Annotated in this window: 15 protein-coding genes; 9 read left to right on the top strand and 6 right to left on the bottom strand. The window is 59.1% G+C overall.

The window, feature by feature from the left end:
• From ACUTJJ_RS04985 to ACUTJJ_RS04965, 5 genes are all read left to right on the top strand, one after another.
• On the top strand, nt 1-277 hold a 277-nt coding region (locus ACUTJJ_RS04985; RefSeq protein WP_445541465.1), incomplete at its 5' end, for a hypothetical protein.
• Nucleotides 274-798, top strand: coding sequence for a 3TM-type holin (locus tag ACUTJJ_RS04980; protein WP_445541464.1), 525 nt, complete (start codon nt 274-276; stop codon nt 796-798). The genes ACUTJJ_RS04985 and ACUTJJ_RS04980, both read left to right, overlap by 4 nt.
• A complete protein-coding gene (locus tag ACUTJJ_RS04975) occupies nt 798-1,259 on the top strand; it encodes a hypothetical protein (RefSeq protein ID WP_445541463.1) in 462 nt (153 codons plus the stop codon). Before ACUTJJ_RS04980 ends, ACUTJJ_RS04975 begins: the two co-directional genes overlap by 1 nt.
• Entirely contained in the window at nt 1,256-1,660 is a 405-nt protein-coding gene (locus tag ACUTJJ_RS04970) for a hypothetical protein (protein ID WP_445541462.1), read from the top strand. The genes ACUTJJ_RS04975 and ACUTJJ_RS04970 overlap by 4 nt, the downstream gene beginning before the upstream one ends.
• A 310-nt stretch (nt 1,661-1,970) precedes the next feature.
• Nucleotides 1,971-2,564 carry a hypothetical protein gene (locus tag ACUTJJ_RS04965; protein ID WP_445541461.1) on the top strand — a complete coding sequence of 198 codons (594 nt, stop codon included), beginning with the start codon at nt 1,971-1,973 and terminating at the stop codon, nt 2,562-2,564.
• 58 nt (nt 2,565-2,622) lie between these two features.
• On the opposite strand, the gene ACUTJJ_RS04960 is transcribed toward ACUTJJ_RS04965, so the two are convergent.
• A complete protein-coding gene (locus tag ACUTJJ_RS04960; protein WP_445541460.1) occupies nt 2,623-2,976 on the bottom strand; it encodes a nuclear transport factor 2 family protein in 354 nt (117 codons plus the stop codon).
• Nucleotides 2,977-3,369: 393 nt separating this feature from the next.
• Here ACUTJJ_RS04960 and ACUTJJ_RS04955 point away from each other — a divergent pair, with 393 nt between their 5' ends.
• A complete protein-coding gene (locus ACUTJJ_RS04955; protein WP_063948542.1) occupies nt 3,370-3,972 on the top strand; it encodes a J domain-containing protein in 603 nt (200 codons plus the stop codon).
• Nucleotides 3,973-3,978: 6 nt separating this feature from the next.
• Here ACUTJJ_RS04955 and ACUTJJ_RS04950 read toward each other — a convergent pair whose 3' ends face one another.
• Nucleotides 3,979-4,584: a DUF922 domain-containing Zn-dependent protease gene (locus ACUTJJ_RS04950; RefSeq protein ID WP_445541459.1), complete on the bottom strand. Its 606-nt coding sequence runs from the start codon at nt 4,582-4,584 to the stop codon at nt 3,979-3,981.
• Nucleotides 4,585-4,742: 158 nt separating this feature from the next.
• Nucleotides 4,743-5,198 carry a PRC-barrel domain-containing protein gene (locus tag ACUTJJ_RS04945; RefSeq protein ID WP_063948546.1) on the bottom strand — a complete coding sequence of 152 codons (456 nt, stop codon included), beginning with the start codon at nt 5,196-5,198 and terminating at the stop codon, nt 4,743-4,745.
• A gap of 153 nt (nt 5,199-5,351) precedes the next feature.
• Between ACUTJJ_RS04945 and ACUTJJ_RS04940 the strand changes: the two genes are divergently transcribed.
• A complete protein-coding gene (locus tag ACUTJJ_RS04940) occupies nt 5,352-5,777 on the top strand; it encodes a DUF1801 domain-containing protein (protein WP_445541458.1) in 426 nt (141 codons plus the stop codon).
• A gap of 24 nt (nt 5,778-5,801) precedes the next feature.
• Here the strand turns inward: ACUTJJ_RS04940 and ACUTJJ_RS04935 are convergent, their stop codons facing one another.
• Entirely contained in the window at nt 5,802-6,770 is a 969-nt protein-coding gene (locus ACUTJJ_RS04935; protein ID WP_445541457.1) for an alpha/beta hydrolase, read from the bottom strand.
• 58 nt (nt 6,771-6,828) lie between these two features.
• Nucleotides 6,829-9,789, bottom strand: a complete 2,961-nt coding sequence (gene uvrB, locus ACUTJJ_RS04930) for an excinuclease ABC subunit UvrB (protein ID WP_445541456.1) — start codon at nt 9,787-9,789, stop codon at nt 6,829-6,831.
• Between the two features lie 264 nt (nt 9,790-10,053).
• Between uvrB and ACUTJJ_RS04925 the strand changes: the two genes are divergently transcribed.
• Nucleotides 10,054-10,515 carry a GNAT family N-acetyltransferase gene (locus ACUTJJ_RS04925; RefSeq protein ID WP_445541455.1) on the top strand — a complete coding sequence of 154 codons (462 nt, stop codon included), beginning with the start codon at nt 10,054-10,056 and terminating at the stop codon, nt 10,513-10,515.
• A 175-nt stretch (nt 10,516-10,690) separates the two neighbouring features.
• Here ACUTJJ_RS04925 and ACUTJJ_RS04920 read toward each other — a convergent pair whose 3' ends face one another.
• Entirely contained in the window at nt 10,691-11,074 is a 384-nt protein-coding gene (locus ACUTJJ_RS04920) for a winged helix-turn-helix transcriptional regulator (RefSeq protein WP_445541454.1), read from the bottom strand.
• Nucleotides 11,075-11,225: 151 nt separating this feature from the next.
• Between ACUTJJ_RS04920 and ACUTJJ_RS04915 the strand changes: the two genes are divergently transcribed.
• Nucleotides 11,226-11,837, top strand: a complete 612-nt coding sequence (locus tag ACUTJJ_RS04915; RefSeq protein ID WP_063948556.1) for an NAD(P)-dependent oxidoreductase — start codon at nt 11,226-11,228, stop codon at nt 11,835-11,837.
• Nucleotides 11,838-11,846 lie beyond the last annotated feature (9 nt).

The following is an 11,846-nucleotide window of genomic DNA, read 5'->3' as shown; positions in this document are numbered from 1 at the left end:
CGTGTCTGAGGCAGCGGTGAAGGTCGCAGCGAACAAGGAAGCTGAGGCCGCCAAAAAGCAGGCCAGCACGGCGGCGAAGACGGCGGCCGGTACAGCGTCAACGTCTGCGGCCAGCGGCGGCGCTCCTGTCGTCGAGCCATCCAGCGTAACGGACGCGGCCACGCTCTGGGCGCTGGGCGCTGTCTGTGTGATCGGTATCGTCGTAACCATCTATTTCATCGCCAAGCACCGCGCCGCCAACGCACGGGCGGAAGCCTATAAAGAGGTGGCCGCATGAGCGCGCTTGCTTCGATCCTGATCGGTGCGGCTGTGCGTGTCGGTGCGCCCACCGTCAAGGCGATCCTCGAAAAGCAGATTGGCGGTGTCGCTGGTGAGATTGGCGGGACGGTCATTGATGCGATCGCTGCGCAGGCCGGCGTGAAGCCCGAAGACCTGCCAACGTTGCCAGACGCGCAAATCGACGCGGCAGTACGGCATGTCGAGACAATCGCACCGGAGCTGATCCTTGCCGAAGTCGAGCAGCAGAAAGAGGCGAACCGCCTCATGCTGGCCGAGATGAACAAGGACACATCATTCGGCTGGCTGTGGCGTCCTGCGGGCATGTGGCTGATGCTGGCCTGCATCGCCTGGTACGTCGCGGTTCGCCCGATGCTGAACGCTGTTCTGTGGTCGCTGGGTATCGGCGTGCAGATTGAAATCGGCCTCGATATGCCGACATTCCTCACAATTTTCATGACCTATGCCGGCCTTTACATGGCCGGGAACACGGTTATTCGCGCGGTGAAGAAAGAAGGCTGATGACTGCTCTGAAACAGGTGGAGGGCGCGTGGCAGCGCTTCGGCTCTATGATCAACACCGGCTTGATATTGACAGCAGCTCTTGCCGCGATCTGGCAGGGAGGCAGCTATTTCGAGCGCGTTGAGAACGACATTAAGTCGAACTCTGCGGAAATCACTCGCGTGGAGAGAGAGCAGGTAAGCAAATGGACTGTTCATGAAGACCTGCACAAGAACCGTCTGGCTGAAGTGAAGGCTGTCGAGGCGCGTGCCGATGAACGGCTGAAAAGCATCGAGACGGATGTGCGCAAGCTCAACGGTGTCACCGACAACCTGAACTACCGCCTCACCAGCAACGAGCAGGCGACGAGCGGAACCGCGGAAGCGGTCAAAGAAATCCAGAAATCATTCTCCCAGCAGTCAGGTGACCTGCGGGAGATCAAGGTCATTCTGGACAGGATTGAGAAGGGGCAGCGTCAGTGACGAAAGTTCAAGACCTCACCGAGATCGATGCGCTGGCCGATGGCGATCTCTTTTATGTTGCAGATGTTTCGAATCCGGGCGCGCCAGACCGCAAGGTGACGTGGTCGAAAATGAAGGCCGCTGGCGTGCGTATCACGAATCGCCTTCGCTATGATGGTCCAATCACGATACCGACGATCGCAGCGGGTGCTGAAGGTACTGCGACGATCAACGTGCCAGGCGCGGCGATTGGTGATCACGTCATCTTCAATCCGAACGAGTCTCTTGCAAGCAACTTGGGCATCATGGCGGTGAGGGTTTCAGCCGCTGACATCGTATCTGTTCGCTTCAGAAATTTTGGCGGCAGTAGCTTCACAACGGTGGCAATGGCATGTGTTGCTCTCGTAAGCCGGTCAGTATGACGCGTTCCCTTGAAAAACCGGGAACGGGCGGCTATTGAGGAACGCGGCTCAACGATTTCAAAGGTCGGCCCCACATTCGTAATCAAGGGGGTCGCGGGTTCGAACCCTGCCGGGGGCACCAGTGAAATCAATCCTTTCACTGCGATATTTCTGGTTGACTGCGCCTGCTGATCGGCAGCCGCACGGGCCTGTTAATCCATTTGATGAAAACACCGCGCCGTGGGCCCACCAGAAGACGAGGGCACTACGCGCTGGGTATCGCCCAGAGTTGTAAAGCCGGTTGCTTTCAGCGTATCTTCTCGATCAAGAGATGGACGAGAAGCGGGCGGTTGTGATGGATGCCTATGGTCATTTGCGGATATTGGTCAGCCTTATCCTTGGCCTCGCAATTACCCGCGTTCTGTCCGGCCTTTCAAGGCGGCTGCAGGAGCCGCAGAAAACCGACCGCACCCATGCCCAGATCGTCTGGTCGATTGCCCTGCTTCTCGGGGCCGTGCATTTCTGGTGGTGGGAATTTGCCTTGCGGCTCATCCAGAACTGGAATTTCTGGATTTACATTTTTGTCCTCGTTTACACGTCGATTTTCTTCCTGATGTCGACGCTGCTTTACCCCGACCATATTCAGGAATCGGCTGAGCGGGAGAGTTTTTTCCTGCGACGGCGACATGCGTTTTTTGCGCTTTTTGCGGCCTCCTTCGTGTTCGATCTGATGGATACTTACATCAAGGGAAGGCAGCATTTCGAACAGCTTGGGCCATGGTATCTCGTGCGGATCGTCTGCGGGCTGCTCATCGCACTCGTGGCGATGAGGACCGACAATAGCCGCACGATCATGTGGCTCGGTGTGGTATGGCTGCTTTTCGACGCGATCTGGATCACGGCAATTTACAGCGACCTTTTTTAGGTCGTTGCCTGCCGCGACAGTCGAGAAGCTGACGATGTTGCGCCGGCCCAACTCCTGCCTATGGCCTGATATGATAAAGCTTGTGGACGATCGACCAGTTGCCGTCACGTTCCAGCAGCGACAGATATTCATAGAAGTCCATGCCGTCGAAGCGCGTCGTCACCTTGACCGAGGCGCTGTCGCCCTCCTTGTCAATGCCGATGATCTCGAAAGCGGGATCATGATCGGGCAGGCCGCGTTCGCTGCTGCGCAACTGATCGATGAAGTCCTCCAGAGACAGCCATTCGATTTCACCCCGAAAGTTTCCGACGATACTGGCGCGTGGGTCGAAGACATCACGCATCAGGCTTTCATCGGCATAAGCCACGGCATGCACATAGTCCGTCACGGTCTGAGTAATGGTTTGCGGCACCGGATCGTCCTCCCTTGATCCAAAAAACAAGCTTACACCTGTTGGCACCTTTCTGCCATAACCCCTTGAAAACCGTTCGTCTGCCACCTTTCCTGTGTTGTTTGCAAACGTTTCCGGCGTATGCCGTGATGAAGCGCGGGATATGTTTTGCTGCCGCTTTCCACAATTTTGTCCCGCCTGTCGCTATAGTCGCCTTGGGTCCGACAAATTTCGGCATCAAGGGCATTGCGCCGGTCGTACCGCGGCGCGACGCGAGGCTTTTATGTGGGCTTTGCCGGTTTAACCGCTGGCGCGGGGTGCCGCGTTGGGTGGATTTGGCTTATGATCCATCTGTGAGGCATGCGAGATTGATGGCAGGTCTGCGGGTGAGAGTATGCGTCTGAAGGTGTTTTTGTGATTGATCCCTATGTTTTGCTTGGCGTGGAGCGCGATGCCGACGAGGCGGCGATCAAGTCTGCCTACCGCAAGGTGGCAAAGGCGGCGCATCCTGACAGCGGCGGCGATGCCGAACAGTTCGCACGTTTGCAAACCGCCTATGAGCTTCTCAAGGATCCCGTGCGGCGCAAGGTGTTCGACGATACCGGCTATGATCCGCAGCTGGCCGACGCCAAGGACCTGAAGGGCCTGCTGATGCTGGAGACGCTGGTCAATGAATTCATTCTGGACGAGCGCGAGCCCGGCAGCTTCGATCCCGTCGCCGCCATGCGACGCAAGCTGACCGACGACATTCTGAAAAGTCGCTTTCATATCCTAGAACTCGAACGGCACCGTACACGGGTTCGCAAGCATATGGACCGCCTCGGCCGCAAGCCCGACACCGACGTGCTGAGCTCCATGCTGCGCGCCCGCAGCCAGTCCATCGCCGAGGCGATCCGCAATGCCGAAGCGCAGATCGAGGCGATCGAGCAGGCTTACACGATGCTCGAGGGCTACTCCTACGAGTTGGAGAGCGTCACGCTTGCAGAGCCGCTGCTGAAAGGCGAGGCGGCGGAATAGCCTGTTTCAGGGGCCGTTGACGAGCGCGAGAATAAGCTGGTGCACCCGTCCACCGGGAGAAAGCTCGTCCCGGTCGAAATCGCGACCGCGCTGGCGCTGTTCGTTGGAGAGTTCGCCAAGCCGCTGCTGCAAGACGGCGCGCACCTTCTGGCATTTGGGATCGTCTTCCGCCCTCAGGCCGATGCTGAAGGCCTCGATCTTCTTCACCATGTCGAGAATATGGTCGCCATGCACGCGCTCATGGGTTTCGACCCCCGTGATGAAGGTTTTCCAGCTGGCAGCGACGGCGAGCGGCAGATTGGTAGGCGCTTTCGGCCACGTGTAAATGATCGTCAGATTGGGTCTGGCGCTGGCGAGCACACAGGCACCATCCGGCTGCGGGCGATAATCCCGACGCCAGGTGAGCTTGAAGGTCGTGTGGGCAATGGCCTGTACCCCGGCCATCGGGCCGCGTTCGCCGATTGACTGATACAGCGCCCCGCCCGAACCGCCACTGATGGCATAGGTCTTTATCTGCTCGGCGGGTTTCCAGCCGGTCTGCGCCGAGAGTGGAATCGCGCTCACCAGAAGGGCGGCGCTGACGAAAAGGGGGAAGAACTTATGGGCGGGCACGCGTTGATCCTTGGTGATTTGCGTGCCGAAGATAGTCGAGGGCAGGCGGGCCAGACAAGGAAATGTTGGCCGCCGATGGGATCTCGGTTCGGATAATGCTCATACGAAAACCCCCGCGCCTCGGCGCGGGGGAGACAAGTGTGCGACCGCAGGGGTAATCAGTCGTCCAGCTTGTCATAATCGAGCTTGGGGGCGTTCTGCAGCGCGTCCTTCGTCGTGTCGACATAGGCCTTCCACGTGCCGTTATCGTTATTGACGGCGACCGAGGCCGGGTCGAGAACGACGTAGCTCTTGTCGATACCGAGGAAGCCGCCGACGCTGGCAACCAGACCGATCACGGTCTTGCCGTCGCCGATAACGACATCTTCGATCTCGCCGATGTTTTCGTTCTGGGCATTGTAGATGTCCATGCCATCAAGCTGGGAGGCCGTGAGGTCCGTCTTCTGAACGTTGATGAACTTCAGCGGGCCGTTTGCCTTGGTGCCCATGGTGATTCCAGGGCCGGACAGGGTGGCGTCCGCGCCAGCAGCAGGGGCCGTGGTTGCCGTCTGGGCAAAGGCCACGGAAGAGGTAAGCGCTGCTGCGGCAGCGAGAGCGATGACATTGATTTTCATGATATTTCTTCCCTTTGTATGCTGAACATTGCGTTCGGGGAGGAAACGGCAGAAGGCCAATTTGGTTCCGCGTTAGAGGAAAGGAAAATTTGGTTTAAGCTGGAAACCGGTGTAGCTGTTTGCGGACGTACCAAGCTTGCATCGGGAGGCGTCATGGCAAAAATGGTAACTGAAAAAGATGCGGAGGAAATCGCGGCGTCTGACATCATCGACCGAAAGATTGCGGAACTTGGCGACTGGCGCGGCCTTACGCTCGCGCAAATTCGCGCGGTCATCAGAAAGGCTGATCCTGACGTCGTTGAAGAGGTGAAATGGCGCGGCGTGCCGGTGTGGTCGCATGCGGGTATGCTTTGCACGGGAGAAACCTACAAGGCTACCGTCAAGATGACATTCGCAAAGGGCGCATCGCTGCTAGACCCGTCCGGTCTGTTCAACTCCAGTCTGGAAGGAAACACGCGGCGCGCGATCGACTTTCACGAAGGGGATAGCGTCAATGAGGAAGCGCTGGCGGCGCTGATCAGGGCTGCGGTGGCGCTGAATGGGGACAAGAAAGCCGGGAAGAAGCGATCCGCGACATGAACGAGTCGGCACGGGAGCGAGCTATTAGTCGCTGGCGACGTCGGCCGACTTGTCCCATTCTCCGTCGATAAATTTCAAGGCATCGATGATGGAGACCTTCCAGAGGGACCAGACGTGGTCGCCGTCGGTTACCCGCAGTTCGGATTTGCGCTTGTCGGCCTGCAATGTCTCGTGCAGGGCGATGGCGCCGCGCCAGAGGAAGAAACCGTCATCGTCGCCAACCGTCAGATAGGTGGCAGGCAAATCCTCACTCTCGGCAACATGCTGGGCAACGAGGGTGAAAACGTTCTTTTCATTGAACAGACGCGCATCGAAAGGGGTGCCGAAAGCACCGGAGAAGTGGTCGCCGGTTGACGGCAGGACGATACCGCTTGTGAAGGTGGTGCGATCGACCTGATGAAAAAAGGCGCTGTCCTGAATGAGCTTGAGTTCGGCCGGGGTCTTGTCCAGATCGGATGCGGGAACATTCTGCCATATGGCGCCGGAGAGGCTTGCAACGGCGCCGTAAAGGTCCTCGTGGCCATAGGCGAGATGCAGCGCGCCGAAACCGCCCATGGAAAGCCCGGCGATGGCGCGACCTTCCCGATCTTTCCGCACCGGAAGCGTTTTCTCAATCTGGTGACGGAGGTCGCCGGTCAAGGCCGTTTCGTAATCGCCGGGGCCGCCGACGGCCGCGGAATCCACATACCAACTATTCTTCACGCCCGGCATCACGACAACGAGCGGACGGATAGCGCCTGCTGCTATGAGCGTATCAAGCGTCTTCTCTATATTGCCGAGGTCGCGCCAGCTGTTCTCGTCGCCATCATGGCCGTGCAGCAGATAAAGTACGGGCCAGCCATTGTCAGGCGGCGCGCCATCGGGGCGGTAGATGTTCACGGCAAGCGGCGCATTGAGGGCGGCACTATGGAAGGTGGCGTTTTCGATTTGTCCGGCAAGAGCGGAGCTGGCGAAAAGGAGGAGGAGCGATGCGGCGAGGCCATGTCGATGCATTAATATTCCTCCCCGTATTCTGTCGTCCCGATTACGTTCTTCTCACGTCACCTACCGCTCATCGACCCGGCCGGCCCGTCTTGCCCTTCGTCCTGCTTTTGCGCTTCTGTTCTCCGGCATCCTCATAGGAGCCCGCACCGATTTTGCCGCGGACCAACGGTCGTGAATCGTCCGTGGCGCGCTCCGGCTGTCCCTCCAGCAGCGGTGAGAAGCGTTTTCCTGCCTGGGTTTCGGGCTTGTCGGGCACCGCGCCGCGCACGGGCTTTTCGGTTCTGCCCACGGTCATTTCGTCCAGCGTATTCCTGCGAAACAGCGGCTTTCCCGCGTCCGAGCCGGGGCCCATTTCGTCCAGCGAGGGTTTGGCGAAGAGGGAGGTTGCGGCGTGTGGCTCACCCCCCTCTGTTCTAGCGGACGTCTCCCCGTCAGCGGAGGAGATAGACGAGTGGCTTCGTCTGTTGTTTTTACCGCCGCCTTCAATAGCGCGCGCCTCTTCCTTGGCCATGGGGTCGTCCATGGTGGCGAGTTCGGCGGCTTTGAGGCGTTTGATCTCGTCGCGCAGGCGGGCGGCCTTTTCGAAGTCGAGGTCGGCCGCGGCGTCGCGCATGGATTTTTCCAGCGCGTTGAGGTGGGCCTGAAGATTGTTGCCGACGAGGTGGCCGCCATCGGCGAAGCCCTTGCCTGATGTGCCCGATATATCGGCCCTGACGTGGTCGCGCTCGTAAACCGAATCGAGAATATCGGAAATTTTCGCCTTTACCGATTCCGGCGTAATGCCGTGTTCCGCATTGTAGGCCATCTGCTTTTCGCGGCGGCGGGCGGTCTCCTCCATCGCCCGCTTCATCGAACCGGTGATATTGTCGGCATAGAGGATGACCTTGCCGTCAACGTTACGGGCGGCGCGGCCGATAGTCTGAATCAGCGAGGTTTCCGAACGCAGGAAACCTTCCTTATCGGCGTCGAGGATCGCGACAAAACCGCATTCCGGGATGTCGAGACCTTCGCGCAGCAGGTTGATGCCGACGAGAACGTCGAAAGCGCCAAGGCGCAGGTCGCGGATGATCTCGATGCGCTCCAGCGTGTCGATGTCGGAGTGCATGTAACGGACGCGAACGCCCTGTTCATGCAGATATTCGGTGAGGTCCTCGGCCATACGTTTCGTCAGCACGGTGCAGAGCGTGCGGTAACCCTTGGCGGCGGTCTCGCGGATTTCGCCGAGAACGTCGTCCACCTGGCTGCGGGCGGAGCGTACCTCCACCGGCGGATCGATCAGTCCTGTCGGACGGATGACCTGTTCGGCGAAGACGCCGCCGGACTGTTCCAGTTCCCATGAGCCGGGGGTGGCCGAAACCGCGACGGTGAGCGGGCGCATCGCATCCCATTCCTCGAAGCGCAGTGGGCGGTTGTCCATGCAGGAGGGCAGGCGGAAGCCATATTCGGCCAGCGTCGCCTTTCGCCTGAAGTCGCCGCGATACATGCCGCCGATTTGGCTGACGGAAACATGGCTTTCATCAATGAACAGCAGTGCATTGTCAGGGATATATTCGAACAAAGTCGGCGGGGGCTCACCGGGGTTGCGGCCGGTGAGATAACGCGAATAGTTTTCAATCCCGGCGCAGGAACCAGTCGCTTCCAGCATCTCGATGTCGTAGCGCGTGCGCTGTTCCAGCCGCTGGGCTTCCAGCAGGCGTCCTGCCTTCTCCAGCTCGGCAAGGCGGCCTTTCAGCTCTTCCTTGATCGACTTGATCGCGCCATTCAGGGTTGGACGCGGCGTGACATAGTGCGAGTTGGCGTAAATCTTGACCGATTGCAGGTCGCCGGTCTTCTGGCCGGTCAGCGGGTCGAATTCCGTGATCGAATCGATCTCGTCGCCGAACATCGAGATGCGCCAGGCGGCATCCTCAAGGTGGGCGGGGAAGATTTCGATGGTATCGCCGCGCACGCGGAAGGAGCCGCGCTGGAAATCCATGTCGCGACGTTTGTATTGCTGGGCAACGAGGTCGGCGAGAAGCTGCCGCTGGTCCAAGCGGTCGCCCACCTGCATCTGGAAGGTCATGGCCGTATAGGTTTCAACCGAGCCGATACCATAGATGCACGAGACCGAGGCGACGATGATGCAGTCGTCCCGTTCCAGCAGCGAGCGGGTGGCGGAGTGGCGCATGCGGTCGATCTGCTCGTTGATCGAGGACTCTTTCTCGATGAACGTGTCGGAGCGCGGCACATAGGCTTCGGGCTGATAATAATCGTAGTAGGAGACGAAATATTCCACCGCATTGTCGGGGAAAAAGTTCTTGAACTCCGAATAGAGCTGCGCCGCCAGCGTCTTGTTGGGCGCGAGGATGACGGCTGGTCGCTGCGTTTCCTCGATCACCTTTGCCATGGTGAAAGTCTTGCCCGATCCGGTAACACCCAGCAGCACCTGGCTGCGCTCGCCTGAATTGATGCCTTCGACAAGGTCGGCAATGGCTGTCGGCTGATCACCTGCGGGCTTGTACTCCGAAGCCATGCGGATCGGCACGCCGCCTTCCGATTTCGGCGGGCGGGCCGGGCGGTGCGGCGTCCACAGCTTGCCGTCCTTGAACAGCGGGTTGCCGCTCTCGATCAGCTTCGACAGCGCATCGACAGTCGCGGTCACAGAGCCGGGCGCGAGGCTCGCCGCTTCTTCAAGGGACACATCCATGCCCGCGACTGGGTTAAGACCGGCGGCGGCACGGGTCTTCGGGTCGCTTGATGCGCCGATCGATACACCGCGCGCCGTCTTGGAGGCCGTGGTGTTTTTCGCCGTCTTCGAAGCCGCTTTCTGTGCTTCCTTGCGCGCTTCGATTTCGATCTTCTTGCGGTGCTTGCCCGCTTTCGAAGCAATTTCCCGTTGCGTTTCCACGGAGCCGGCTTCGGCTTCGGCCTCCAGCTGCTTCACCCAATCGGCGACGCTGCCGCTGAGCGGCGCACCTTCAAAGGACGATTGCGGAGCTTCCTCGAAGCCTTGACGCGAGGAGGTGGAGTTTTTCGGTGATCTGGCCATGGGCGAAATATGGAGGGAGTCAGTCGCAAAGTGAAGGGGAGGCGATGAAAAAATGAGTACAAAAAGGAAACGAAGAGCCGGGAACGATATCCGCGCGAATGCGTTGCGGCGCGGATGGTGTCGGTCCCTTGAACTCGGCGGAAATCGATTCCGCTTTGGCGAACGGCGATTTCGAGCCATAAACTGGTGCGGACACCGCGCCGAAGCAAAAGCGGCTTGATCGCGATTCGAGATTGATCTCAAGATATGTGAGGTAATTTGCCGATGAAAATACGGCCCGCAACGAGCGATGATGCAGCAGCGATGGCCGAGGTCCAGAACGAGATATTTTCGGCTGGCCTGCGCAAAGCGCCGACGGATGTCACCACGGTGCTGGCAAATTATATCGAGCACTCCGACCGTATCGAATGCTCGGTCGCCGAAGACGAGGATGGGCGTATCCTTGGGTTTCAGTCGTTGCGCTATGCGCGACCGGACAATCCCTATGGTGTTGCGCAAGGCTGGGGCATCATCGGCACCCATGTAAGTCCGCGGGCGGCGAGAAAAGGCGTCGGTTCCGCACTATTTTTGGCGACGCGTCAGGCGGCGGAAACGAAAGGTCTCCAGAATATCGACGCCAGCATCGGTGCCGACAACCTGCTGGGGCAGGCCTATTATGAGGCCATGGGCTTCACGACCTATCGCCAGTCGGACGGGTTGGTTTGTAAGGCTTACCGGCTGGGATAGACGCGGCTGGTTTTCAGGGAGGGCCCAGGCGTTCAACCGCCAGGGGTTCCTCCAAGGGATGATTACTGAAACGACGCCAAGTTTTGACGATAGTATCCTTGACCGGCGCGACGAGCTGTTTCTCGAGATCCTCGAGGAGACCATGGAGCACGACGCACTCCGCGGCGCTTTCCCGTCAACTCCGACTATCGTTCTCGGAATAGTGCAGGCGGGCCTTGCAGATGCGGACATGGTTCTCGTCTGCCCATTGCACGAGCAGCTGCATCGGCACCAGAAACGAGCGGCCGAGACTGGTCAGTTCATATTCCACCCGCGGAGGAACCTCGGCGTAAACCGTGCGTCGGATGAAGCCGTCTTCTTCCAGCCGTTTGAGCGTGCGGGACAACATCTGCTTGGAAATGTCGTCAATTTTGCGGTTCAACTCGTTGAAACGCTGCACGCCGCCCTGCAGGGCTTCCAGAACAAGCAGGCTCCATTGATCGCCAATACGGTCCAGCACATCCCGGATAGGACAGGGCTGCTCAAAGTTGAATGACTCTTTGGTTTGCGTTTGCGCCATATCCTATTCCTGTGCCCGTCGCCATGTAGGTCATTGCCATGTGACCAGATCAGCCGCCGCTGACTTCTTGCGGCCAGCGCTGGGATACCATAGCTGTTTCTCGCGGTCTATAAATTAGACCGATAACGATATTCACAAGAGGAAAGATGTCATGGCTAAAATCGCGCTCATCGGTGCATCCGGCAATGCCGGGTCCCGTATTCTGAAGGAGCTTTCCGACCGGGGACATGAGGTGACGGCGATCGCCCGCCACCCCGAAAAAATTGCCACCCTGCGCGGCGTGGTGGCAAAGACGGGCGATGTGTTCGATGGTGAAGCGCTTGCCGCGCTTTTGAGGGGTCACGATGCCGTGATCAGCTCGGTCCATTTTACGGCGAGTGATCCGAAGACGCTGATCGAGGCCGTGCGGGCCTCCGGCGTTCCGCGGTATCTTGTAGTCGGTGGTGCCGGAAGCCTCGAAATCGCACCGGGCCAACGCGTGGTCGACCTGCCGGATTTCCCGGCCGCCTATAAGGCCGAGGCGACCAAGGGCGCCGAGTTTCTGGATCTGCTGAAGCATGAAAAGGAACTCGATTGGACCTTCCTGTCACCATCAGCCGAATTCGTGCCGGGGGACCGAACGGGCAAATTCCGCATCGGCAAGGATAGTCTTCTCAGCAACGAGGCGGGGAGCCGCATTTCCTTTGAAGATTATGCCGTCGCGCTTGTCGATGAAATCGAGAAGCCGCAGCATTCCCGTCAGCGTTTTACCGTCGGTTATTGAAAGGTGCGA

The organism is Agrobacterium sp. DKPNP3 (assembly GCF_052686535.1).
The sequence above is the reverse complement of the archived record's forward strand: the minus strand, read 5'-3'. Positions and strand labels throughout refer to the sequence as shown.

Coding starts and splice junctions, on each gene's coding strand:
- ACUTJJ_RS04980 (WP_445541464.1), top strand. CDS start 274: ATGAGCGCGCTTGCTTCGATCCTGATCGGTGCGGCTGTGCGTGTCGGT.
- ACUTJJ_RS04975 (WP_445541463.1), top strand. CDS start 798: ATGACTGCTCTGAAACAGGTGGAGGGCGCGTGGCAGCGCTTCGGCTCT.
- ACUTJJ_RS04965 (WP_445541461.1), top strand. CDS start 1,971: ATGGACGAGAAGCGGGCGGTTGTGATGGATGCCTATGGTCATTTGCGG.
- ACUTJJ_RS04945 (WP_063948546.1), bottom strand. CDS start 5,198: ATGAAAATCAATGTCATCGCTCTCGCTGCCGCAGCAGCGCTTACCTCT.
- ACUTJJ_RS04940 (WP_445541458.1), top strand. CDS start 5,352: ATGGCAAAAATGGTAACTGAAAAAGATGCGGAGGAAATCGCGGCGTCT.
- ACUTJJ_RS04935 (WP_445541457.1), bottom strand. CDS start 6,770: ATGCATCGACATGGCCTCGCCGCATCGCTCCTCCTCCTTTTCGCCAGC.
- uvrB (WP_445541456.1), bottom strand. CDS start 9,789: ATGGCCAGATCACCGAAAAACTCCACCTCCTCGCGTCAAGGCTTCGAG.
- ACUTJJ_RS04925 (WP_445541455.1), top strand. CDS start 10,054: ATGAAAATACGGCCCGCAACGAGCGATGATGCAGCAGCGATGGCCGAG.
- ACUTJJ_RS04920 (WP_445541454.1), bottom strand. CDS start 11,074: ATGGCGCAAACGCAAACCAAAGAGTCATTCAACTTTGAGCAGCCCTGT.
- ACUTJJ_RS04915 (WP_063948556.1), top strand. CDS start 11,226: ATGGCTAAAATCGCGCTCATCGGTGCATCCGGCAATGCCGGGTCCCGT.